Origin of the sequence: Reichenbachiella carrageenanivorans (assembly GCF_025639805.1) — a bacterium.
GTDB classification, from domain to species: Bacteria; Bacteroidota; Bacteroidia; order Cytophagales; family Cyclobacteriaceae; genus Reichenbachiella; species Reichenbachiella carrageenanivorans.
The window spans coordinates 3,380,052-3,400,703 of sequence record NZ_CP106735.1 but is presented as its reverse complement, the minus strand read 5'-3'; the positions used below and the strand labels follow the sequence as shown (position 1 = coordinate 3,400,703).

Genomic DNA, 20,652 nt, shown 5'->3' with positions numbered 1-20,652 from the left:
GAAACGCTATTTTTTTCAATTATTGCCTCACATTTAGGGTAGAAATTATCCGCTGATTACTATCTTGCGCCCATGGAAAATTTTGTAGTATCGGCACGTAAGTACAGACCCCTCGGCTTTGCAGAGGTAGTAGGTCAGGGTCATATTACCACTACCCTCAAGAATGCGATAGACAACAATCATTTGGCGCAAGCCTTGTTATTTTGTGGCCCTAGAGGAGTAGGCAAAACCACCTGCGCCAGGATTTTAGCACGGATGGTCAACAAATTTGACGATCAAGGCAATGCAGAATCCACCAACGCACTCAACATCTACGAGCTCGATGCCGCGTCCAACAACTCTGTAGAGGATATTCGAAATCTGATCGATCAGGTACGCTACCCTCCTCAACAAGGCACACATAAGGTATATATCATAGATGAGGTTCACATGCTTTCAAACCAGGCCTTCAATGCCTTTTTGAAGACGCTAGAAGAACCCCCTGCGTATGCCATTTTTATACTGGCTACCACAGAAAAACACAAAGTCATCCCTACCATTTTATCGAGATGTCAGATTTTTGATTTCAATAGAATTGAAATTGATGACATTACACATCAGCTAAAAAAAATAGCCGATAAGGAAGGCATAGACTATGAAGAAGAAGCCCTGCACCTAATCTCTCAAAAGGCTGATGGCGCACTCAGAGATGCTTTATCAATCTTTGATTTGATCGTAACTTTCTCTTCTGGCAATAAGGTAACCTATCAAGATACGATCAAGAATTTGCATATTCTTGATTATGATTACTTCTTCAAACTTACTGATCTACTCAGCCAAGGCAATGTCTCTCAGGCCTTATTGACCTATGATGAGATTTTAAGAAACGGCTTTGATGGACACAATTTTCTGATCGGAATTTCCGAACATTTCAGAAACCTCATGGTCTGCAAAGATCCAGAAACGGTCAAGTTGCTAAACGTCTCTAAAAATATCCAAGAGAAATATTTAGAACAATCCAAAGCGATCTCACTCTCCTTCTTGATGTCTGGATTGAATATCCTTAACTTGGCTGATCTCAATTTCAAATCGAGCAAAAACCAGCGCTTACATGTAGAGTTGGCCTTGATGAAATTGGGCTACCTGAAACAGGCATTGAAAGTATCTGCCTCAGAGGGGGCTGACGAGCTAAAAAAAAAAGTGATAGCGTAGCAGTAGAGCCTCAAAAAACTACGCCACCATCTCTAAATGCATCACCCTCGTCGCCATCAATACCAGCGACACCCAAACCTATCGTTCGCCAGGCAGGTACTACAGCCACGAAGCTAGAAACTCCAAGTCTGAAATCGATCTTCAACAAAAAAACAGAACCTACTGTAGAAGAAACCCAACAGGCTGAACCGATCGTTGCGAATGGAGAACAAAAGCCCATCACACAAGTGCTCGTTCGCCAAAAGCTAGATCAGTATCTGGCCGACAAGAAAGTAACGGGCGCGATCAAAATCATATTGACGAAACCCATCAAAGTCAATGGCAACAAAATTGAATTGACAATCAACAACTCGGTAGAAATCGCCATGGTAGAAAATGTAGAAGTAGAGCTATTGGGTTACCTACGGTCGCAACTACAAAACACAGATATCTCGTTCAACTACAAGATTACCGCAGATACAGAAGAACGCAAACCCTATACGAGCGAAGAAAAATTTAAAGCTATGGCAAAGAAAAACCCAGCGCTGTTGAAATTAGCCGAGGAGTTCGGCTTGGATACGGATCATTAACTTCCTAAAAATCAACCCTGAGACGCTCCCATATTATAATGCTTTTGCAAGCCATTGATGATATTCCACTGAGCGAGGATGTAAGTCCCCATAATCCAGATGGCTGAATTTTCCATGGGAGCATAAAACTTGTTGATGGCAATCAGCGAATCTGAGAGGATAAAAAGAATTGCCCCAAACACCACTTGATTGAAACTATCTGTACTGGTTCGACCATTGCGATATACAGCTCCAAGCGCCATCGTACAGATCAGTACAGCATAGACTGCCACAGGCATCTTTAGCTCCCCTAGCATAGGCCACAGTGTCCAAAGCAACCCAATAACGAAAATAGCAAATGGAAGCACATTCATCATATGCTGCAAAAGCGGTGTAGCTTTCTCTTCGCCAGTCTTGGCATGTTTGAATGAAAAAAAGTAAAGAACCTGAGCAACAGCAAAAGCACCTAAGCCTACCAAGAAGTACCAATCTCTTTTATAAACATACATTAATGCTACATCGCCAAACCAAGAAAACACCAGAGCAAACACAGCGAAGATAAAAGACAGATTCACGGGCGTTTTCATGCCTTTGCGCAAGTAGACCAATAGCACTGGTATCAGCATAGGTTTAGTAAATTCATTGAGCAGCTTCCACTCCAAAACATGACTACACAACTCCGCTATAGCTATCGCTATAAATACATATTTTACAATCTGGGCTACTTTTTCGTCTTTCATGTCCTTAGTCTACCTTGCTGGCTTCCGCCAATTTTTTAACTGGTTTCGAATATAAATAGATGAGCCCAAACAAGACAGTAGCGGCAGAAATATAAAACACCAGCGGTATATTTTTAAGCTCATTGTCATAGATCCAACCCGACAAAAATGCCCCCATACCAATTCCTATTTCCAAGGCAATATACATCGTAGCAATGCCCCTGCCGCGGTGGGATTCATCGCTCAAGTCGATGGTCCAAGCAAAGATCGTAGGTGAGCAAATACCTACCCCCAACCCAAACACAGCCCCGCTAATCACAAACATCATTTGTGAATGGGTGTTGGCCAAGAGCAACATCGCAGTGAGTAATATCAAACTACCTACTTTGAGCACAGGTATCCGACCATACTTATCAGAGGCTTTGCCAGCTACGATTCTCACAAGCAAAGAAGCAATCGTAAAAAAGGTAAAAAACAACCCTCTATTGGGAAGCCCCAAATGATCACTCATATCAGGAATAATGGTCAATATACCGCCAAACGAAAAAACCGATAACATCATCATCAAAGAGGGTGAAATGACATTAGGTTCAAATATCTCCTTAGGTTTTATATAAAAATGGCTAGCCGATAATTTCTCCTTATTCTGGAGCGACTCTTTCATGCCGATCAAGATCAGCACAGAAAAAATCGCAAAGGCAGAGGAACTATAAAACATGGTATTCAACCCCATATTGGCTGCAATAAACGACCCAATAGCTGGCCCTGCTGCCATCCCCAAACTACTAAAAAAGCCTACAATACCCATAGCCTCCCCCCTTCTGGCTGCGGGCACAATGTCCGCCACATACGCAGAGGTACCTGTTGGCTTAAAGCCAGTAGAAAATCCATGAAAAAATCGAAGTGCAAAAAAGCCAATGATACCAGTAACGAACGGATACAACAATGCCGCAATGCCGCTCACCAAAGCCCCCACCACCATCACGGGTATTCTCCCAACTTTATCCGCCAGCTTGCCACTAAACGGCCTTGACAATCCCGCTGTGACTGTAAACAAAGCAATAATAAGCCCTTTGTATTCCCCACCACCCATGTTTTCGAGATAGCTGGGCAGCTCTGGGATCATCATATTGAAACTACCAAAAAAGAGAAATCCGCTCAAGCATAGCAGAGCAAATTGGATGGTAAAAAAGGATTGTGTGTTGTTCATATTAAGGGCGCAAAACTAACCCTAATCCGAGATAAACCATACTTGGTTTGTTAGTCTTCTAGAATTATAAAAAACGATGCAAAAAGGATAACTCAAAAAAACACCTGAATAGGTCCTTGAAGCTCAGGTTGCTTTTCATATTTTGAAACAAACGCTTTTGCTAGCTCTTGTCCGCTTAGAAACTGGTGTATGTAGATCGGCTTTTCTTGTCTAGCTTCAAATCTTTCAACAGCTGAGAATTGACTCGTATTTCTACAAAGTATGATTGACGGGGTCCAAATGGCACCCAGTTAAAATTGAGTGTCCAGCAGTGCAGGTCTCTCCCCACGTTCAGTCGTGTCACGGTAAATTCCTTCTGTTTGATGTCATAACCTGAATTGAAGCCAATTCTAGTTTTGTCGGTAATACTCAAATTACCACTAAAGTTGAGGGTTTGCGTGATCACAGGATCGGCATATCCATTCTTGGTGTAATTGAAAGAATAATTGATATTTAATGCCCATGGCACATCAAACGGCACATACATATTGGGATCTCGGGAGATAAATTGATTTACATTACCTGCCACCTGATTTTCTTCCATACCGGGCAAAAATGGATTGTCTGGGTCCGAATTATTGATATGGTTAGGGTTCATACCCTGCCCCTGGTTTTGGCTGTCGTCAGATTTACTACCTTTGGGTTTTAGGTTCAAGCCTATGGCTACATTGCCCCGTGTCAGCCTACCGATACCTTCACCACTATTCCATGCCAGCTTATTGATGCGTCGCTGATACACCTGATCATTAGCTCCTATACTATCCAGCACATACACATACGGGTCTACGGTACCGCTCATGTTGAAACTCACCATGCTATTGAACAAACTCGTTCGGGCATTCCAATTGATGTTACTTAGGTTAAAGGAATCCGCAAGAAAGTTATAACCTGACGACATGGACAGGTTGTCGAATATTTTTACCTTTTTATATTCTGATATCGAGTCATTTTTAGTTTTCACCTTCATTTCTATATTATGATTCATAGAAAAGGATAAACTGGCACTCTCGCCCAAAGATGGCCCTCCATAGGCAAATCCTTCGTATTTAGACAAGATTCTCGTGTTGTCATCGGCATCTACGGTTACCTCTTGGTAATTTCCTCTGGATGGATCTCCAAAATCTGGACTATAACTAAAGCCCACACTCGGAGTAATTACATGGCGAATAGCTTGGACTTTTCCACCACTAAAATTGTACATTCCATAAAAACGTGTAGATACCGAAGCTCCTGTGCTGTACCAGCCTGCTCTAGAGAATTGATTGAGTGTGTCTACTCTCACGCCTTCAAGCACTGGGTCGTATGTGTATTCAAGTTCTTTGGGGTACCATACTTCCGTATAATTAAAACTCGGACTCATCGTAATGTATTTTAACACATTGAACGATGTAGCAATCGGAATGGAATGTCGAGCACCTAGCTTGGCTCGGTCAAACAGCTGTGAAAGATTGTCTGAACTAAACCCAATCAAACTATCATCCATCGAACTTCTGTTCACCACATTAAAACTTGGATTAGCCACAGCGGCATTAGAAAGTTCGTTTTTTGCCACCAGGTTATATGAAAAACCAAGTTTGCCCAGCACCCCATCTTTTACCCCACTCACGTTCTTGAATGGATAGATTCGATTCATATTGAAACTTAATTCGGGCAGCGTCACATTCACCACTTCCGTACTGATATTTTGGCTATGTCTGGCATTCAAACTCAAGTTGAACGGAGTACCTGAAAAGGTCTTCGAATAGGACACATTCGAGTTGAACTGTGCATTTACACTCTGCTGATAGTCGTAGCCCACATTGTTGGCATTGGCGGTATAAGTAGACGTACCCGCAGAGACCGACGCCGAAAACCGAGAAGTCCCGATCGATTCTGGACTATGCGACCAGTTGAGCCAAAAATCCTTTGAAAAAGAATCATCTTCGAATTGTGTACTGTTTGTTTTGTTGTACCTCAAGTTAAAATTACCAGAAAAGGCATAACGCTTGCGGTAGGTCGATACACTTTGTAGACCATAGCTCCCATTGGTGAAGATATCTCCAGTCAATTTCAAATCCATGTATTCGTTGATATCAAAATAGTACCCCCCACTTCGCAAGAAAAAACCTCTGTTTTGATCTTCTCCATAGGATGGAAATATGATACCTGACGATTTTTCTTTAGGTTGAGGAAACATCCCAAATGGAAATCCAATCGGCGTTGGGATTTCGCCAAAATACAAATTGAAAGGCCCTGAGACTACTTTGTTGTTAGGGATCACTTTGAGCTTTTGCGACTTGATGTAGTAATGCGGATAAGCATGATCGCATGTTGTATATTTGGCTCCACGAATAAACATCTCGTTTTTCTCGTTCTTCTTCACCTTTTCTCCATGCATAAAAGCTCCGTCCTGCTCTGTGATCACTCCATTGATCAGTGCCCGTTTGGATTTGAAATTATACTTAATATCATCCGTCTCATAGACATCTTGTTTTTCTTTAAATACAGGCTTTCCGATTTTCTTTCCAGCACTGTCTAAGGTATAATTTGCCTGAATATTGTTGGTCACCCAATCGAGAGCGATACGGTCTGCCGACAAACTAATATCGCCATAGTCAATTTGAGACTCGCCATAGAGGTACATCATCTGATTTTGCAAATCAAAATAAATAGAGTCTCTTGCTTGATAGTCGATCGTTGTCTCTATATCACCCTTAGGCCTGGGAGGGGCAGCTACCGCTACCGTATCCATAAGGCTATCTAGCATAGTGGCATCTACGCCCATGATAGACTGCAAAGAATCAGCAATAAGTGGGTAGTATTCTGGATGGTTGACAATGGAATCTCGCAAACTTTGGACATCTATTTGCTCTAGTTGCTGAAGAACCTGAGCAGTATCTATGGCAGACACTTGACCAAAAGCTGAAAACCTAGCGGAAAAGAGAGAAATTAAAATGACTACGTACTTGATAATGCGCACCAGAGGTTTTCAGTTACGAGTAAAAATTTACATTTTTGCACAAAAATATTGCCATTATAATTAAACATGCGGATCTGGATGAAAAATATTTTTGCAATACCATTTTTTTCAATTCTGTTGATTTTAAGCTCCTTTAACTATACAGGAGTCAAAGATTTTACAGTCCGAAAGATAGTGATTGATGCTGGACATGGCGGCAAAGACCCAGGTACTTTTGGCGCTTACTCCAAAGAAAAAGACGTTGCACTAAGCATCGCACTGGAAACTGGAGAGATTATAAAAAAATACATGCCTGATGTAGAAGTCATCTACACCAGGCAAGATGATAGTTTCCCTACCTTATTCGAACGATCAGACTTGGCAAACAAGAACGATGCCGATCTGTTTATATCCATTCACTGCAACAATGCCCCTTGGAGCAACGAAGTACATGGTACCGAGACCTATGTGATGGGATTGAAAAATTTTGACAGAAATTTTGAGGTAGCCAAAAGAGAAAATTCTGTTATTCTTCTGGAAGATAATTACGAAGAAACCTATCAGGGATTTGACCCTAACTCTCCAGAGTCTTACATCCTATTTTCACTTACACAATCTGTCTATCAGGAACAAAGCATCCTGATCGCCACCAATGTAGAAGACCAATTCAAAAACCGAGTAGGAAGAAAAAGCCGTGGAGTAAAACAATCTAGCCTATACTTGCTATGGAGTTCGGCCATGCCAAGTATATTAGTAGAAACTGGATTTTTGAGTAATCCTAAGGAGGAAAAAGAATTAAATGATAAATTGCAACAAACCTATATTGCTTCGGGTATATACCGAGCATTCCGTGATTACAAAACCGAAATCGAATCTAAAAACTAAGACCCTAACGTGAGCAAAGAAGTAAAAGTAGGCTTGTTCGCCATCATCTCTGGTGCCATCCTCTATTTCGGATTCAACTTCCTTAAAGGACAAAATTTTTTCTCTCCCACCAACAAGTACTATGTACTTTACAAAAACATTGATGGGCTGAATGTATCCAACCCTGTGATTGTAAACGGCTTTGCCGTTGGACGAGTAAGTTCCATTGGCATCTTGCAACAGATGGACAACAAGATCATCGTAGAACTAGATGTAGACGAAAAGGTAATCTTGGGAGACTCTACCGTGGCTCAATTGACCAACAGTGACTTTCTGGGCAGTAAAGCTATTTTGTTGGAAATCGGCGATCTATCTAAACCACTAGAAAGCGGCGATACCCTAAAATCTGACATAGACAAAGGACTCGCTGCCCTGTTCGAAAGTGCTGAACCCATCACTTCCAACTTAACTGTTACCATACGAAGAGTCAACGAAATCTTGCTAGGCATGGAAGGTGCTGGTGAAGAAATCAAAGAGGTATTGACATCATTAAACACGACCTTGAAAGGAGTCAATATGTTTGTGAGACAAAACAACAGCAACCTAAAGCAAACACTTGAGGGAGTCAACGTACTGCTGGCTAACATCAATACCAAAGTAGACATGCTAGAACCCGTGCTAAACCAAGCAGATTCTACACTCAACATGGTACAAAACCTACCAATAGACAGTGCCATCAATTCACTAAACGGAACACTGGCTCAGCTTACGCTAATGATAGAAGACATCAATGCAGGCAAGGGTAGCGTAGGAAAAATGCTCAAAGAAGACAGCCTATACAACAACCTCAACAAAACGATCGAGGACTTGGATAGACTATTGATTCACTTCGACGAAAACCCTAAGCACTTCTTAGGACCATTGGCCAAATCCAAAAAGAAAATCGAAAAAGACCGAGCCGAAGAAGCCGCCAAAGACGAATAACACCAAGAGATTGCCGTGTATTCATGGCTTCACAATGACGTTGTTTTTCTTTCGAATCATAAAATAAATCCGAAACTGATGGCTTGCAGCTCTGGCCCTCTATCTTCAGCAAAAACACTGTTCAAGTCATAGTTGAAAAAGAGATCCATTCCTCTAAATCCAACCTGTCCCCGAATGCCATACCTGAAATTATTGAGATAATAATTACCCTTGTTTTTGTCTTTTTCACTGTCGCCATTGTCTGAGTATTTCATCTTGGTCCAGCTATCTATGCGATAACCAGCGTACATTCCCGCTCCTATGCGAAAACCACGATCTCTGTATTTGCTCCAGTTCCAACCACGCTCCGAGTGCCCCTTGGTGCCGAATTCCAACATCGGTATCAAGCTGGCATTGATGTAAGTAGCTGCCAGTTTACTCTTTTTACCATCGATATTCGGGTCTTCTACAAACGTCGTCTCCGTGTCTGTTTTAGTGATACGCACAGCAGTATTTTCCAATTTCCAATTGTACCAAGTCATGTTGCCTCCCCATTTAAGCTTGAGCGGCCCTATCACTGGCGTATGATAGGCTCCTCCCACGCCTACATACCAAGACCCCCAAGGTTTCACTGCATAGGCAGCATTGTTATTGTCGGGAAACGTGCCATTTTCCAACCAATTATTCATCCCCAGATCCATTTCGAATGTCCCATAGGTACGCCTATTCTGAGACTTACGCCTTACCCTTACATATTCTTCCTCGTCGATATCGTCATAGCGGCTATCATAGGCCTGTCTATCGTATCGTTGTTCGTACGGATCTTCATCCGTATGTTGCTCCTTTTCATACCCCTCATCACCGTAGTACACCAGCGGAGCATTTCCTTCCTCTTCTGGCTCGTTTATTTCCCTTAAGTATTTGCCCGTGTCGTCCTTCATCACTACTTCCTCTGTATTGACATCCGCCGAATCCAAATGACTATTGAGCTCACCGATCATCGCATTAATGTCGTAATTACTGAGCTCTTTCAGGTCTTGTTGGTTTTCGGTGTAGATTACCATTTTACTTCGTTCCCCCAATTCTATTACGACCGTATCTTCTCTGACGGAGTTATTGGCTATCGCTACCCACGATAGGCTTCCCATGAGTATGGTGAGTCCTAATCTTTGCATGATTTTATTTGTTTAAGTTTTTGACGTTATTTTTTCTTGAGTTTCGTTGAAAGAGATTGTCTTTGGCCTCTCGGATATCTGCCCACATGTCTGCAGGATTGATCTCTCTAGTCTGCGCCCAAAAGTCTTTGACCTTGCTTCCCGCTACGGTATCTACTTTGGCGAGCATTTCCTTCTGTCCCCCTCTCTTATAAGTAATCCTGATCGACTTATACTTCTTCTTCACAGGCTCTACGATGGTATCTTGAGGTACTTCTACTTGCGCCAATGGCAATTCCTCCTTTTCTATTCGTATAGGAGTCACCTCCCTGTGCTCTTGGGTTACTCTTTCTGTTGTTTTTTTTCGAGGATGATCAGAAGTTTTCACCCCATCCACAGAGGGGCTTATCACCTCTTTTATAGCCACCTTGCTGGTGTCAATGGCTAGCGGAATGACACGGCGACTATCCTTGATGGTCTCCGACGGCTGCTCTACTGCGATAACCTCTACAGGTATCTCCGACTCCCTACTCCAAAAGATGACCACCCCGACAGACACGATCAGCAACACAAGCATGACAACTACCCGCCAGAGATAAAACCCCGTCTTTTCTTTTTCTTCTAGCATGGCCTCTAGCCTATCCCAACTAGCGGCCTGCGGTGTCGTAGTCGCACTTTTTAGCTTGTCGCGAAATAACTTGTCTGTCTGTCTAGCTTCCATTGTCTCTTTGTTTTATCTCCTGCTGCGCCAACTGCTTTTGTAGCCATTGTCTGGCTCTGCTCAACTGCGATTTTGAGGTGTTGACCGAAAGCCCCAGCTGATCCGCAATCTCCTGATGACTATATCCCTCTATGGCATACAAGTTGAAAATGGTACGATAGCCTTGCGGCAATTGAGTAATCACCTGCATCAAGTCTTCGGCCTCCAAATGGTGATCGACCGTCTCATAATCTACCGAAGGATTGATCTCATCGAGGTCTACTTCCTTATAGAGCTGTCTGTTTTTTCTAATCCACTCCAAGCAGGTAGTCACCATGATGCGCCTGATCCACCCCTGAAAACTCCCCTGTGCCTGATACTGATCCAGCTTGGCAAACACCTTGGCAAATCCGCTGATCATCAGCTCTTCGGCCATATCTGCATCGCCGATATAGCGCCTACATACCGTAAGCATCACGGGCGCTTGCTGCTCATATAGCCATCGCTGTGCCCGCCTATCTTGACGCTTGCACTGACGTATCAGCTCAGATTCAGAGTTGTTTCGACCTATTTTAATCACCATTGATTATGAAATTCATGGACAAGATGCGGATCGGCTCGTGGGGGTTGCATCTGATCAATAAATTTAAGGAATTTATTCCCTAACCGCTTTTAAATTGATTGGTGTTCAATTATTCTGACACTTACCAAATCCTCTTTAGCCAGCAAGCTCAAAGCAAACAAAATAAGCTTTAACGGATTTGTTTACCGTGTCTTTCTACAAGAAAATAGTTTGTGTTATTTTACATTCATAATGGATATATCAACCACTAGTGGTTGATATCCGGATGTTGCCACACATTTAAACAAAATCAATGAGAAGAATATTATTCACAATTTTAGCCGCGTTAGGAATAAATTTTGGAGTGAAATCACAAACTGAAAAGCTTGATAGCGGATTAAAAAATACCCTAAATATTACGGCTGACCGATTTGAAAATAAAAATCACGCATTTTTGATAAACTTAGCAAAAGACAAAACTGTTATAATGCAAGTTATTCATGGAGCACTAATTGAACAAACAGCCACACCAAAAAACTCATTTAACTTCTCGATAAATCTGACTTTTGACAACGAAATGGAAAACTTGGCTAAATTCCGAACGTTAAAAATGGTTGATGATTTTGAGTATTATGAATTTGACGGAATTCCTTGTTACGCAATGAATATGGGAAACAACCAAGAGAAAACCCAAAAGGTGTTATTAGAAATACTAAACAAAGTTTACGGATTTAAAAACTCTGATATGTTTGAATTCGAAATTTATGATCAAGGACCAGTCAGACGCTAAAAAAACGTGTGGCAACAAGGTGTATAATTAATGGCTAGGTCGAGCTTGCTTACGAATATTCCTGCGGAATATTCTATTCGGTTTATATTTGTTAACTTCCGTGCTTAATCACGCCACTAATTATACACGAGACCGTTATCAGCAATAATAATCAACTATCTTCAAGCATGAATACCGAGCACATTATTGAAGTTTTTTCTGAATATTTAGATAATAAGAAAACTCAATATGCATTACTTATTAATGGTAAGTGGGGATGCGGTAAAACCTACTTTTGGAAGAACCAATTGAGCCGAGTGGCTACCACAAAAAAACTGAATCCAATCTACATATCGCTCAACGGAATAAGTTCTATCAGCGATCTTGAGAGTTTGTTATTTATTCGATTAATTCCCGTAATTGGTAAAGAAGAAAAGAATTGGTTCTCAAACTCCGTTAAAGTAATAGGCAATGTATTGAATCAAACAAGTAAGATTTTTCTCAAAACGGATTTAAACGATTTATTAAAGGGAGTGAGCCTTGACTCGCTTGACTTTTCCAATTACATAATATGTTTTGATGACCTTGAAAGGTGTCAAATTCCCGTAAAGGAAACATTAGGTTACATCAACAATTTCGTAGAACATAAAAAATTGAAATCAATATTTCTTGCTGATGAACCAAACATAGATAAAAGTCAACAAGGATATGCTAGTATTAAAGAAAAGATCATTGGAAGAACTATCAATTTTGAAACGAATATTGAAGATGCTCTGCCTCATTTGTTCGAAAGATACCGTGAATCTCACGAGGAATTTCACACGTTTTTACTTTCGAAACAAAATAGATTTGTTGAATTAGCATTTGTATATGACTTACAAAACCTCCGAATAATTGACTTTTATCTTGATCTATTAAAAGGTCTTTATGGAAATATAAAAGACATTGAAGAAGATTATATGGATGAAATAATCTTCTTCTCACTAATCATAACAATAGAATTTAAAGAGGGAAAATTAACTTCATCTGATAATAAAGATTTTAAGAAATTAGATAATATTGATGAGTATCGTCAATCATTAAGTTTGTCAAAAAACAAAGAAATTAGCAAAGAAGAGCCTAAAGAGTACGTTCAACATTTTTATGAAAAGTATATATCTGGATCAGTTAATTCTTATTTTTTCTACTCTTCAATTTATTCTTACATTCTTTCAGGCTTTCTTGACCAGATTGTTTTAAAGGAAGAAATAAAGGATCGTTACCCTGATCAAATCCCTATTGAGATTGAAGAGTTTAGAGCTCTAATCACTTATAAATTTCGAGAATTGGATGATTCCACATTTAATAAGTACAGCAAAAGTGTGTTGAAATATGCGAAGGAAGGAAAATACAGTATTTATGATTATGTACAGCTTGCTAAGTTCTATTTCTATTTCTCTGAAAATAAACTAGTAGATAGATCAGTTGAAGAGATTATTTTGGATCTAAAGACGGGGTTGCAAATTGCGAAGGAAAAGAGACAGATTAATAATCATGTCCTTGATTCGATTTTTCATTTTGGAGACAGAGATGCTCGGGTAATGGAGATTATGAAACATGTTAAAGAGATTCATATAGAAATACGTAACGAACAACTTAATTATAGTAACTCAGAGATTATTGAATGCTTAAGGAAGAACAATGAATTTGATTTGGCTGAAGTATTTAAGAAGCATTTCTTATCAAAAGAATTCCTTCCATACATTGATGTAGATGCACTACTGGAAGCTATAAAAGAATCCTCAAATAAGCAGCTCTTCAATTTTACAGAACTATTACAGGATCGCTACAAATCAAACAACATAGGCGAGTTCTTATATGAAGATTTTGATCCATTGTCTGAACTTAGAAGGAAATTGGAGACTTATCTCAATGAATCTGAAGAAAGCTTAAAACCATTGAGACTATTTTTATTCTCGAACCTAGAAGTTGGATTAGCAATTATTTTGGACAAACTGAATACTACTAAAAAATAAAAAGCTGATAACAGGCGCTAAGCCCAATCGGCTTACTTAGTTATTTGCAAAGGGTATCTGGATCAGATACTTTTGAGATATTTGAAAGGCTAAGCCGACTGTGCTTAGCTGATCGTTATGATCATCCCCCCAAAAAATGAGACAGTGAGTTTCGTTCAACATAAATATTGAATTTATTACTATAGCCAAGTATTCCTTATGAGGTTAGCACATGACAGCTTAGAAATAGAAAATATCAATCAAAAAAACGGAAATGAAATTTCCGTAACACAGGCAAGCTGACTAGCGGCTCAAGCACCTACTTCTCATCATCTATATAAGAAGCTAGTTTATTGATTTTGGATTCGCGACATGTACCACGAGTTGCCCACAGGATTTTACCTTCGGGATCGAGCACAAAAAAGTATGGTGTATCCTTACGACCAAGCATATCCAAGAAAGTCTGGTACTTTTTCAAATCTCCTGTTTCGAAGAGTGTATGAGGCAATAGCACAGGATCCATTTCAGCAATCATCTTACTTTTCACCACATCTTTCATTGCAACTTTGACTCCACTAAACATATAAACAAAGTAAGTGTTGACATCGTACCCTATCATCAGCCCTCCAGGCTCCATGATAAATTTTTGATATATAGGAGCTATCCAATCTGGCATACGCTCACCAGATTTTTTATTGTATGCCAGTCCGATGATGGAATATTTGCCTTTGATATGCTCAGGGAGTTTGACTAAGCTGTCTACCCCTTCTGCTTCCATGTCTGGAAATATGGAACCTATCGCATTAGATTCTTGTGCATAACTGCTAAATGTGAATAAAAGGCCAAAAAGTAGTGCAATGATTTTCATAGTAGATTAGTTTATTAGGTTAATATATCACAATTTCTGGAAACAAGGATTGACTCAAAATATATTATTGCAGACCAGTAACAATATGTCAATCTATACTATGAGTACGCCAACTGGTTTGGTTTATTTGATCATGAAGTAAAAATAAGATTGTATAATATCCAAACACTACGTTTAGATATGTACTCCCTAAAATAGAGAAAAGCCATTTTGCACCTAGGCAAAACGGCTTTTCATCCATACCATCCGAGCTACAGCTCAGATTTTCGTTTGTTCATTATCTACCTTATTCTTTCCAGCCACCGCCTAATGCACGGTAGACATTCACCATGGCGTTCATTTGTTTCTTTTTGGTTTCTATTAGTTCGAACCTAGACTCCAAAGCTTCACGCTGGGTCAAGAGCACTTCCATATAGTCCGCTCGTGCTGATTTGAATAGGAAATTAGAAATATCAATTGATTCGTTCAGCGTCTGCACCTGTTGCTCTTTCAGATCATAAGTACTTGCCAGATTAGAAATACTAGACATCTCATTGACCACCTCTACATAAGCATTCAGAATCGTGCGCTCATAGTTGAATACCGCCTGTATCTGGCGTGCATTGGCACTATAATAGGCCGCCTTGATCGCATTCCTATTGATCAACGGCGCCGTAATATCTCCCGCCAATGAATAAATGAGCGACTCAGGTGTAGTGAGCAAATACGCAGGATTGAACGCCTGAAACCCCACTCCTGCTCGGATAGTCAAGCTAGGATAAAATTGGGCTTTAGCCACTTTCACATCCAGCTTGCTCGCGATCAGTTGCATTTCTGCCTGTCTCACATCTGGGCGATTTTCCAACAACTGCGAAGGAATACCTGCTGCAATCGTATTGGGCACCAGTTCACCAAAACTCACATGGTCTCGCTCCACTCGCTGCGGATACCTACCTACTAGGTAATTGATCCTGTTTTCGGTCTCGATGATGCTTTGTTGAATGCCATACTGTATACTTTTGGTATCGAGCACTTGTGCTTCAAATCTACGCACAGCCAATTCCGTCACACGGCTGGCTTGCTTTTGTAGCTTCACCATTTCATAAGCATTATTTTGCAACTCGATGTTTTGCTGCAAGATGGCCAGCTGATTATCAAGCGCCAGCAACTCATAATATGAATTAGCTATTTCAGCGATCAAACTGGTCACCAAGAAATTTTTTCCATCAATGGACGAAATATACCTGGTGTATGCAGATTTTTTAGCATTCCGTAGCTTACGCCAAATATCCACTTCCCAAGTGGCATAGGCACCAAAGCCATAATCTGGCAACGGATCAGGTGTCTCTTTGCCTGGTTTAATGTCCGTAGTGGCTTCACTAGACCCTTTGCTCGTATATCTACCCACTTTGTCTACTCCAGCGCCAGCACCAATACCTACAGAAGGGAGGTACTCCCCCTTCTTAGCTCTCACCTCATTTCGAGCAATCTCGATTTCCTGCAAGGTAATATTCAGCTCTTGATTATTATACAAAGCCGTATCGATAAGGGCCGTCAGGTAAGGATCTGAAAAGAATTCTTTCCAAACAAGGCCCGCGGTATTGGTAGTATCCTGAGCATCGTTATACTGCTCAGGTACTACGTCTACATTTTCTGTTTTCGAAACTATACTAGGTGCACAAGCCGAAAAGCCTATCACAAAGCAAGCGACACCTATACATTGATATATTTTTCTATTATCCATTGTGATGTTCTGTTAAAGGCTCAAAATCTTCATCTTTAATCAATTTGCGGCCATCTGCCCATGTACCAAATATGTAGTACAATCCTGGGACGATAACCACTCCAAATATGGTTCCGAATAGCATCCCCCCAAGTGCAGAAGCACCAATGGTACGATTGCCAATTGCTCCTGGTCCTGAAGCAAGAATGAGTGGAATCAAACCAGCAATAAAAGCAAATGAGGTCATCAGAATAGGGCGAAAACGCACTCTAGCTCCTTCAATGGCTGCTTCCAACACGGTCATTCCTTCCTGATGCTTTTGTACTGCAAACTCTACAATCAAGACGGCATTCTTACCTAACAAACCGACTAACATCACCAGTGCCACCTGTGCATATATGTCATTGGCCAGTCCCATGGCTTTAACTACCAAGAACGATCCGAAAATCCCTGCTGGAAGCGAAAGAATAACGGCCAACGGAAGAATGAAACTTTCGTACTGTGCCGTCAGCACCAGATAAACAAAGATCAATACGATGATGAAGATGTACACAGATTCGTTACCTCTTGCTACCTCATCCTTTTGCAGACCAGACCAGTCGATATCATAGCCTCTCGGCAATGTCTGCTCAGCCACTTCCTGTATAGCTGTAATAGCCTCACCACTACTATAGCCTTTGGCTGGCGAACACCTGATAGACGCTGTGGTGTACATATTGTATCTGTTGATCTCATAGATACCCTGCGTTTTCTTTATTTTCATAAAAGAAGAATAAGGCACCTCTTCACCTATGTCGTTTTTAACATAGAGTTTCATCACATCAGAAGGTAACTTCCTAAAAGCTGGATCTGCCTGTACAAAGACCTTAAAAAATCTACCAAATTTGATAAAACCCAAGTCATAGGTACTACCTACCATGATGGAAAGGTTGTCCATGGCTCGGCCGATGGATACTCCTTTCTGCATGGCTAGTTCATTATCTATTTCTAATTCATACTGAGGATAATCCGTTCTGTAGAATGTAAACAAAGAAGTAAGTTCTGGTCTTTCTTCTAGGGCATCCATAAAATCTTCGTTGACTTCACCCAACCGTTGATAGTTGATTTCGGAATTTTTGTCTAACAGCTGAAGTGCAATACCCCCTGCTGCACCATACCCAGGCACTGCTGGTGGATCAAAAAACTCGATTTGTGCCCCTGGAATGTCCTTGGCTTTTTCCTCCAATTCTTCAATCACTTCCTTCACCGTATGGTGACGCTCATGCCACGGCTTGAGGTTGATTAGAAGAGTGCCAGAGTTAGACCCTCTACCTTGTGTCAATATTTCATATCCAGCTAGCGAAGACACTGATTGAATAGCATCCACTTCCATAGCATACTTCTGGAGCTGGCGGCTGATCGCATATGTTCTCTCCAGCGTAGAACCCGGAGGCGTCTGCAATACTGCGTAGATCATCCCTTGGTCTTCGGATGGAATAAAACCAGATGGAAGCAGCTTGGCTACTCCAAAAGTTCCTAAGCTAAACAAGATCAACAAACCAAAGGTGACTGTACGCCGATTAGCTATTAGCTTCAAAAGTCCCGTGTATTTTCCCGTCAGTTTCTCAAACCCCCTGTTGAATCCATCCATAAATCGATTCATCAACGTTTTCTTTCTTGGCTGACCATGGTTGTTTTTCAAAATAATGGCACAGAGCACAGGCGTAAGTGTCAAGGCTACTACTCCAGAGATCACAATAGACGATGCCATCGTAATTGCAAACTGTCTATAAAATATACCTACAGGCCCCGACATGAATGACACTGGCACGAATACCGCTGTCATCAAAAGCGTGATGGCGATAATGGCTCCACTGATTTCTACAAGTACCTCTTTCACTGCTTTAAATGGCGATAAGTGTTTCTCTTCCATCTTGGCATGCACAGCCTCTACCACCACAATCGCATCATCTACTACAATACCGATGGCTAGTACCAGAGCAAACAAGGTGATCATATTGATATTAAGACCAAACATCTGCATAGCAAAGAAGGCACCGATCAGCGACACTGGAACCGCCAACGTCGGAATCAGTGTAGAGCGCCAATCGCCCAAAAACAGAAATACAACAAGTGACACCAGAATAAAAGCATCTCTCAGGGTGTGAATAACTTCCTCGATAGAAGCATCCAAGAAATTAGAGACATCATAACTGATTTCGTACTCTACTCCTGGAGGAAAATCCTTTTTCATTTCCTCTAGCTTGGCTTTTACTTCTTCGATCACTTCGGTGGCATTACTGCCATAGGCTTGGTTTAGGGTTATTGCTGCCGATGGAAATTCGTCTTTGTTGGAGTAAATATCATAATACTCACTACCCAACTCTACGTCTGCGATATCTTTTAGTCTCAAAACCTCTCCTTCAGAGTTGGCTCTGACAATGACATCCTTGTACTCTTCGGCTTCATTGAACCTACCTTTGTAGGTCAACACATACTCAATTGCTTCGGATCGTTTACTATCTGCTCGTCCTAGTCTACCCGGAGACCCAATGATACTTTGCTCATTGAGAGCTTCCATTACTTCTTCCGACGAGATATTGTATGCCCGCATTCTGTCTGGATTCAACCATACACGCATGGCATACTGTCTACTACCAATGATTTGGGCACGACCTACACCATTGATCCGCTGCAGCTCTGGCAGCATATTGATGTATGCGTAATTGAAGATATACTTCATATTTACATTAGTCGTATCTGTACCGTACAGATTTACATACATCAGCATGTTAGGCATCAAACGTTGCACCCTCAACCCTTCCAACTGCACAATGGGTGGGAGGCGGTTTTTCATTTGTTGCACTCTGTTATTGATGTTTACTACGGCCTGGTTAGGATCACTCCCTTTGTGGAAAACGATCTGTATATTGGCCTCACCTGAGCTGGCCGCTGTAGAAAACATGTATTTCATGCCAGGCACACCATTAATGGCTTGCTCTAACGGAATCAAAACTGAATTTGTCAATACAGTCGAACTAGCTCCTGGATAAGACAAATAGACCACCACCATCGGTGGTGCAATATCAGGAAACTGTGATTTGGGTAACGTTTTGATGGCGAGTACTCCCATAAACATAATGACCAAAGAGATCACTATGGCTAGGGCTGGCCTACGTATGAATGTTTGAAACATCTTCTTATTTTTTTAAATGCTTATTGATCAGTTTATTCGGCATGTATTCTGAGATGGGAGAATACGACTTTGGGATCTAAGAATTCGTAATTGATTTTATCCTTAGCTTTCACGATTCTCAAACCTTCCAGAAGAATTTTATCCTCTTCTTTCAACCCTGCCCCTACTTCATATAAATCTTCCATTTCTGAAAGTATGGTTATCGGCCGAGGCACCACCTCATTTTGTTCGTTTATCACATACACGAACTTCTTATCAAGCACTTCAAAAGTTGCTTTTTGAGGAATAAGCAAAGCATTTTTCATCGATTTAACGATTTGGATATTTCCTGTTTCACCGTGTCTCAACAGCCCCTTTGGGTTAGGAAATGTCGCTCTAAAGGCGATGTTACCCGTTTCGTTATTAAAATCTGCTTCTATAGTTTCTACAAGACCTGGATACTCAAACATCTTATTGTTGGCCATGAGTAGATTAACTACGAGCATGCTATCCGTAGCTTTATTTTCCTGATAATCTAGGTACTCTGCTTCTGGCACATTGAAATAGACCCACATTTTGCTATTATCCGATAGCGTAGTGAGCAAGTCACCTTCATCGAGAAGGCTCCCTTGCCTTACACGAAGACGGTCCATAATGCCGTCGAACGGCGCTCTAACCTCAGTAAAGCCCACATGAACTTGCGCCAATGCCAGTTCGGCCAGAGCTTTGTCATACTTGGCTTTAGCTAGAGCCAGCTCATTTTGTCCAACTACATTTTTTTCAGCTAGATTCTTAGTATTGAGATATTCGATTTCCGCATAATTGGCTTCAGCTTGTGCTTTTTTCTTTTCAGCCTGATACAATTTCGGCATGATCTGAAACATCAGCTGACCTCGCTTTACGGATTGGCCTTCGTCTACATAAAAATCTTGTAAATAGCCTCTCTCTAAGGCTCTCAATTCGATATGCCTAATCGATTTGACCTGACATACATAATCTTTAACAATGGAGGTGTCCAACTTGACAGGACTTGTCACTTGGAATTTAGTTTCCTTTTTGTGATGTTCTTTTTTGGATTCACAGCTCACAATGCATAGCACTGCACACAAGCTCGTGAGCAAGACAATTTTCTTCTTCATGATTTAATTTTTATTGGTATGGATTTTTGATTTTTTTGGCGTGTGAATCAAGCACACATTACAAATACGTAGGTTCTGGTTTTTAAAAAACAGAAAGTACTTTTGTAATTAATTTGAAATGGTAGTAAGCAATATTTC

The 20,652-nt window shown here is 40.9% G+C and carries 17 protein-coding genes; 6 read left to right on the top strand and 11 right to left on the bottom strand.

Translation table 11 applies throughout. The annotated features are described in order from the left end of the window. The first annotated feature begins 72 nt into the window (after positions 1 to 72). A complete protein-coding gene (dnaX, locus tag N7E81_RS13635; protein ID WP_263050144.1) occupies positions 73 to 1,191 on the top strand; it encodes a DNA polymerase III subunit gamma/tau in 1,119 nt (372 codons plus the stop codon). A 10-nt stretch (positions 1,192 to 1,201) separates the two neighbouring features. Here the strand turns inward: dnaX and N7E81_RS13630 are convergent, their stop codons facing one another. Beyond that, entirely contained in the window at positions 1,202 to 1,414 is a 213-nt protein-coding gene (locus N7E81_RS13630; RefSeq protein ID WP_263050143.1) for a hypothetical protein, read from the bottom strand. A 4-nt stretch (positions 1,415 to 1,418) separates the two neighbouring features. Here N7E81_RS13630 and N7E81_RS13625 point away from each other — a divergent pair, with 4 nt between their 5' ends. Beyond that, positions 1,419 to 1,760 carry a hypothetical protein gene (locus N7E81_RS13625; RefSeq protein WP_263050142.1) on the top strand — a complete coding sequence of 114 codons (342 nt, stop codon included), beginning with the start codon at positions 1,419 to 1,421 and terminating at the stop codon, positions 1,758 to 1,760. Positions 1,761 to 1,771: 11 nt separating this feature from the next. Here the strand turns inward: N7E81_RS13625 and N7E81_RS13620 are convergent, their stop codons facing one another. The 3 genes from N7E81_RS13620 to N7E81_RS13610 all read right to left on the bottom strand — a co-directional run bounded on the left by N7E81_RS13620 (position 1,772) and on the right by N7E81_RS13610 (position 6,666). Beyond that, positions 1,772 to 2,479 (bottom strand): lysoplasmalogenase, encoded by a 708-nt coding sequence (locus N7E81_RS13620; RefSeq protein WP_263050141.1) that lies wholly within the window; start codon positions 2,477 to 2,479, stop codon positions 1,772 to 1,774. 4 nt (positions 2,480 to 2,483) lie between these two features. After that, on the bottom strand, positions 2,484 to 3,668 hold the full coding sequence (locus N7E81_RS13615) for an MFS transporter (protein WP_263050140.1): 1,185 nt from the start codon (positions 3,666 to 3,668) through the stop codon (positions 2,484 to 2,486). A 175-nt stretch (positions 3,669 to 3,843) separates the two neighbouring features. Then, positions 3,844 to 6,666: a putative LPS assembly protein LptD gene (locus tag N7E81_RS13610; RefSeq protein ID WP_263050139.1), complete on the bottom strand. Its 2,823-nt coding sequence runs from the start codon at positions 6,664 to 6,666 to the stop codon at positions 3,844 to 3,846. A 78-nt stretch (positions 6,667 to 6,744) separates the two neighbouring features. On the opposite strand from N7E81_RS13610, the gene N7E81_RS13605 reads away from it, so the two are divergent. Continuing rightward, positions 6,745 to 7,530 (top strand): N-acetylmuramoyl-L-alanine amidase family protein, encoded by a 786-nt coding sequence (locus tag N7E81_RS13605; RefSeq protein ID WP_263050138.1) that lies wholly within the window; start codon positions 6,745 to 6,747, stop codon positions 7,528 to 7,530. A 9-nt stretch (positions 7,531 to 7,539) separates the two neighbouring features. Then, complete coding sequence (locus N7E81_RS13600; protein WP_263050137.1) at positions 7,540 to 8,493, top strand: MlaD family protein; 954 nt, start codon at positions 7,540 to 7,542, stop codon at positions 8,491 to 8,493. 56 nt (positions 8,494 to 8,549) lie between these two features. Here the strand turns inward: N7E81_RS13600 and N7E81_RS13595 are convergent, their stop codons facing one another. From N7E81_RS13595 to N7E81_RS13585, 3 genes are read right to left on the bottom strand one after another with little or no spacing between them, the layout of a single operon-like run. Then, positions 8,550 to 9,647 (bottom strand): hypothetical protein, encoded by a 1,098-nt coding sequence (locus N7E81_RS13595; RefSeq protein WP_263050136.1) that lies wholly within the window; start codon positions 9,645 to 9,647, stop codon positions 8,550 to 8,552. A gap of 4 nt (positions 9,648 to 9,651) precedes the next feature. Continuing rightward, positions 9,652 to 10,347: a hypothetical protein gene (locus tag N7E81_RS13590; RefSeq protein WP_263050135.1), complete on the bottom strand. Its 696-nt coding sequence runs from the start codon at positions 10,345 to 10,347 to the stop codon at positions 9,652 to 9,654. Continuing rightward, positions 10,337 to 10,909: an RNA polymerase sigma factor gene (locus N7E81_RS13585; protein ID WP_263050134.1), complete on the bottom strand. Its 573-nt coding sequence runs from the start codon at positions 10,907 to 10,909 to the stop codon at positions 10,337 to 10,339. The genes N7E81_RS13590 and N7E81_RS13585 overlap by 11 nt, the downstream gene beginning before the upstream one ends. Positions 10,910 to 11,201: 292 nt before the next feature. Between N7E81_RS13585 and N7E81_RS13580 the strand changes: the two genes are divergently transcribed. Further along, positions 11,202 to 11,678 carry a hypothetical protein gene (locus N7E81_RS13580; protein ID WP_263050133.1) on the top strand — a complete coding sequence of 159 codons (477 nt, stop codon included), beginning with the start codon at positions 11,202 to 11,204 and terminating at the stop codon, positions 11,676 to 11,678. 167 nt (positions 11,679 to 11,845) lie between these two features. Beyond that, positions 11,846 to 13,672 (top strand): KAP family NTPase, encoded by a 1,827-nt coding sequence (locus N7E81_RS13575; RefSeq protein ID WP_263050132.1) that lies wholly within the window; start codon positions 11,846 to 11,848, stop codon positions 13,670 to 13,672. 298 nt (positions 13,673 to 13,970) lie between these two features. On the opposite strand, the gene N7E81_RS13570 is transcribed toward N7E81_RS13575, so the two are convergent. The 4 genes from N7E81_RS13570 to N7E81_RS13555 form a co-directional block, all read right to left on the bottom strand. After that, positions 13,971 to 14,519 (bottom strand): hypothetical protein, encoded by a 549-nt coding sequence (locus N7E81_RS13570; RefSeq protein ID WP_263050131.1) that lies wholly within the window; start codon positions 14,517 to 14,519, stop codon positions 13,971 to 13,973. 286 nt (positions 14,520 to 14,805) lie between these two features. Then, a complete protein-coding gene (locus tag N7E81_RS13565) occupies positions 14,806 to 16,242 on the bottom strand; it encodes a TolC family protein (RefSeq protein ID WP_263050130.1) in 1,437 nt (478 codons plus the stop codon). Next, the gene (locus N7E81_RS13560; RefSeq protein WP_263050129.1) at positions 16,235 to 19,396 is read right to left on the bottom strand and encodes an efflux RND transporter permease subunit; all 3,162 of its coding nucleotides are present in this window, start codon (positions 19,394 to 19,396) and stop codon (positions 16,235 to 16,237) included. Before N7E81_RS13560 ends, N7E81_RS13565 begins: the two co-directional genes overlap by 8 nt. A gap of 32 nt (positions 19,397 to 19,428) precedes the next feature. Continuing rightward, positions 19,429 to 20,514 carry an efflux RND transporter periplasmic adaptor subunit gene (locus N7E81_RS13555; RefSeq protein ID WP_263050128.1) on the bottom strand — a complete coding sequence of 362 codons (1,086 nt, stop codon included), beginning with the start codon at positions 20,512 to 20,514 and terminating at the stop codon, positions 19,429 to 19,431. Positions 20,515 to 20,652 lie beyond the last annotated feature (138 nt).

Excerpts from the sequence above, each read along its gene's own strand:
- N7E81_RS13620 (WP_263050141.1), bottom strand. The coding sequence starts at position 2,479 with ATGAAAGACGAAAAAGTAGCCCAGATTGTAAAATATGTATTTATAGCG.
- dnaX (WP_263050144.1), top strand. The coding sequence starts at position 73 with ATGGAAAATTTTGTAGTATCGGCACGTAAGTACAGACCCCTCGGCTTT.
- N7E81_RS13575 (WP_263050132.1), top strand. The coding sequence starts at position 11,846 with ATGAATACCGAGCACATTATTGAAGTTTTTTCTGAATATTTAGATAAT.
- N7E81_RS13595 (WP_263050136.1), bottom strand. The coding sequence starts at position 9,647 with ATGCAAAGATTAGGACTCACCATACTCATGGGAAGCCTATCGTGGGTA.
- N7E81_RS13580 (WP_263050133.1), top strand. The coding sequence starts at position 11,202 with ATGAGAAGAATATTATTCACAATTTTAGCCGCGTTAGGAATAAATTTT.
- N7E81_RS13605 (WP_263050138.1), top strand. The coding sequence starts at position 6,745 with ATGAAAAATATTTTTGCAATACCATTTTTTTCAATTCTGTTGATTTTA.
- N7E81_RS13590 (WP_263050135.1), bottom strand. The coding sequence starts at position 10,347 with ATGGAAGCTAGACAGACAGACAAGTTATTTCGCGACAAGCTAAAAAGT.
- N7E81_RS13565 (WP_263050130.1), bottom strand. The coding sequence starts at position 16,242 with ATGGATAATAGAAAAATATATCAATGTATAGGTGTCGCTTGCTTTGTG.
- N7E81_RS13615 (WP_263050140.1), bottom strand. The coding sequence starts at position 3,668 with ATGAACAACACACAATCCTTTTTTACCATCCAATTTGCTCTGCTATGC.
- N7E81_RS13585 (WP_263050134.1), bottom strand. The coding sequence starts at position 10,909 with ATGGTGATTAAAATAGGTCGAAACAACTCTGAATCTGAGCTGATACGT.
- N7E81_RS13570 (WP_263050131.1), bottom strand. The coding sequence starts at position 14,519 with ATGAAAATCATTGCACTACTTTTTGGCCTTTTATTCACATTTAGCAGT.
- N7E81_RS13560 (WP_263050129.1), bottom strand. The coding sequence starts at position 19,396 with ATGTTTCAAACATTCATACGTAGGCCAGCCCTAGCCATAGTGATCTCT.
- N7E81_RS13555 (WP_263050128.1), bottom strand. The coding sequence starts at position 20,514 with ATGAAGAAGAAAATTGTCTTGCTCACGAGCTTGTGTGCAGTGCTATGC.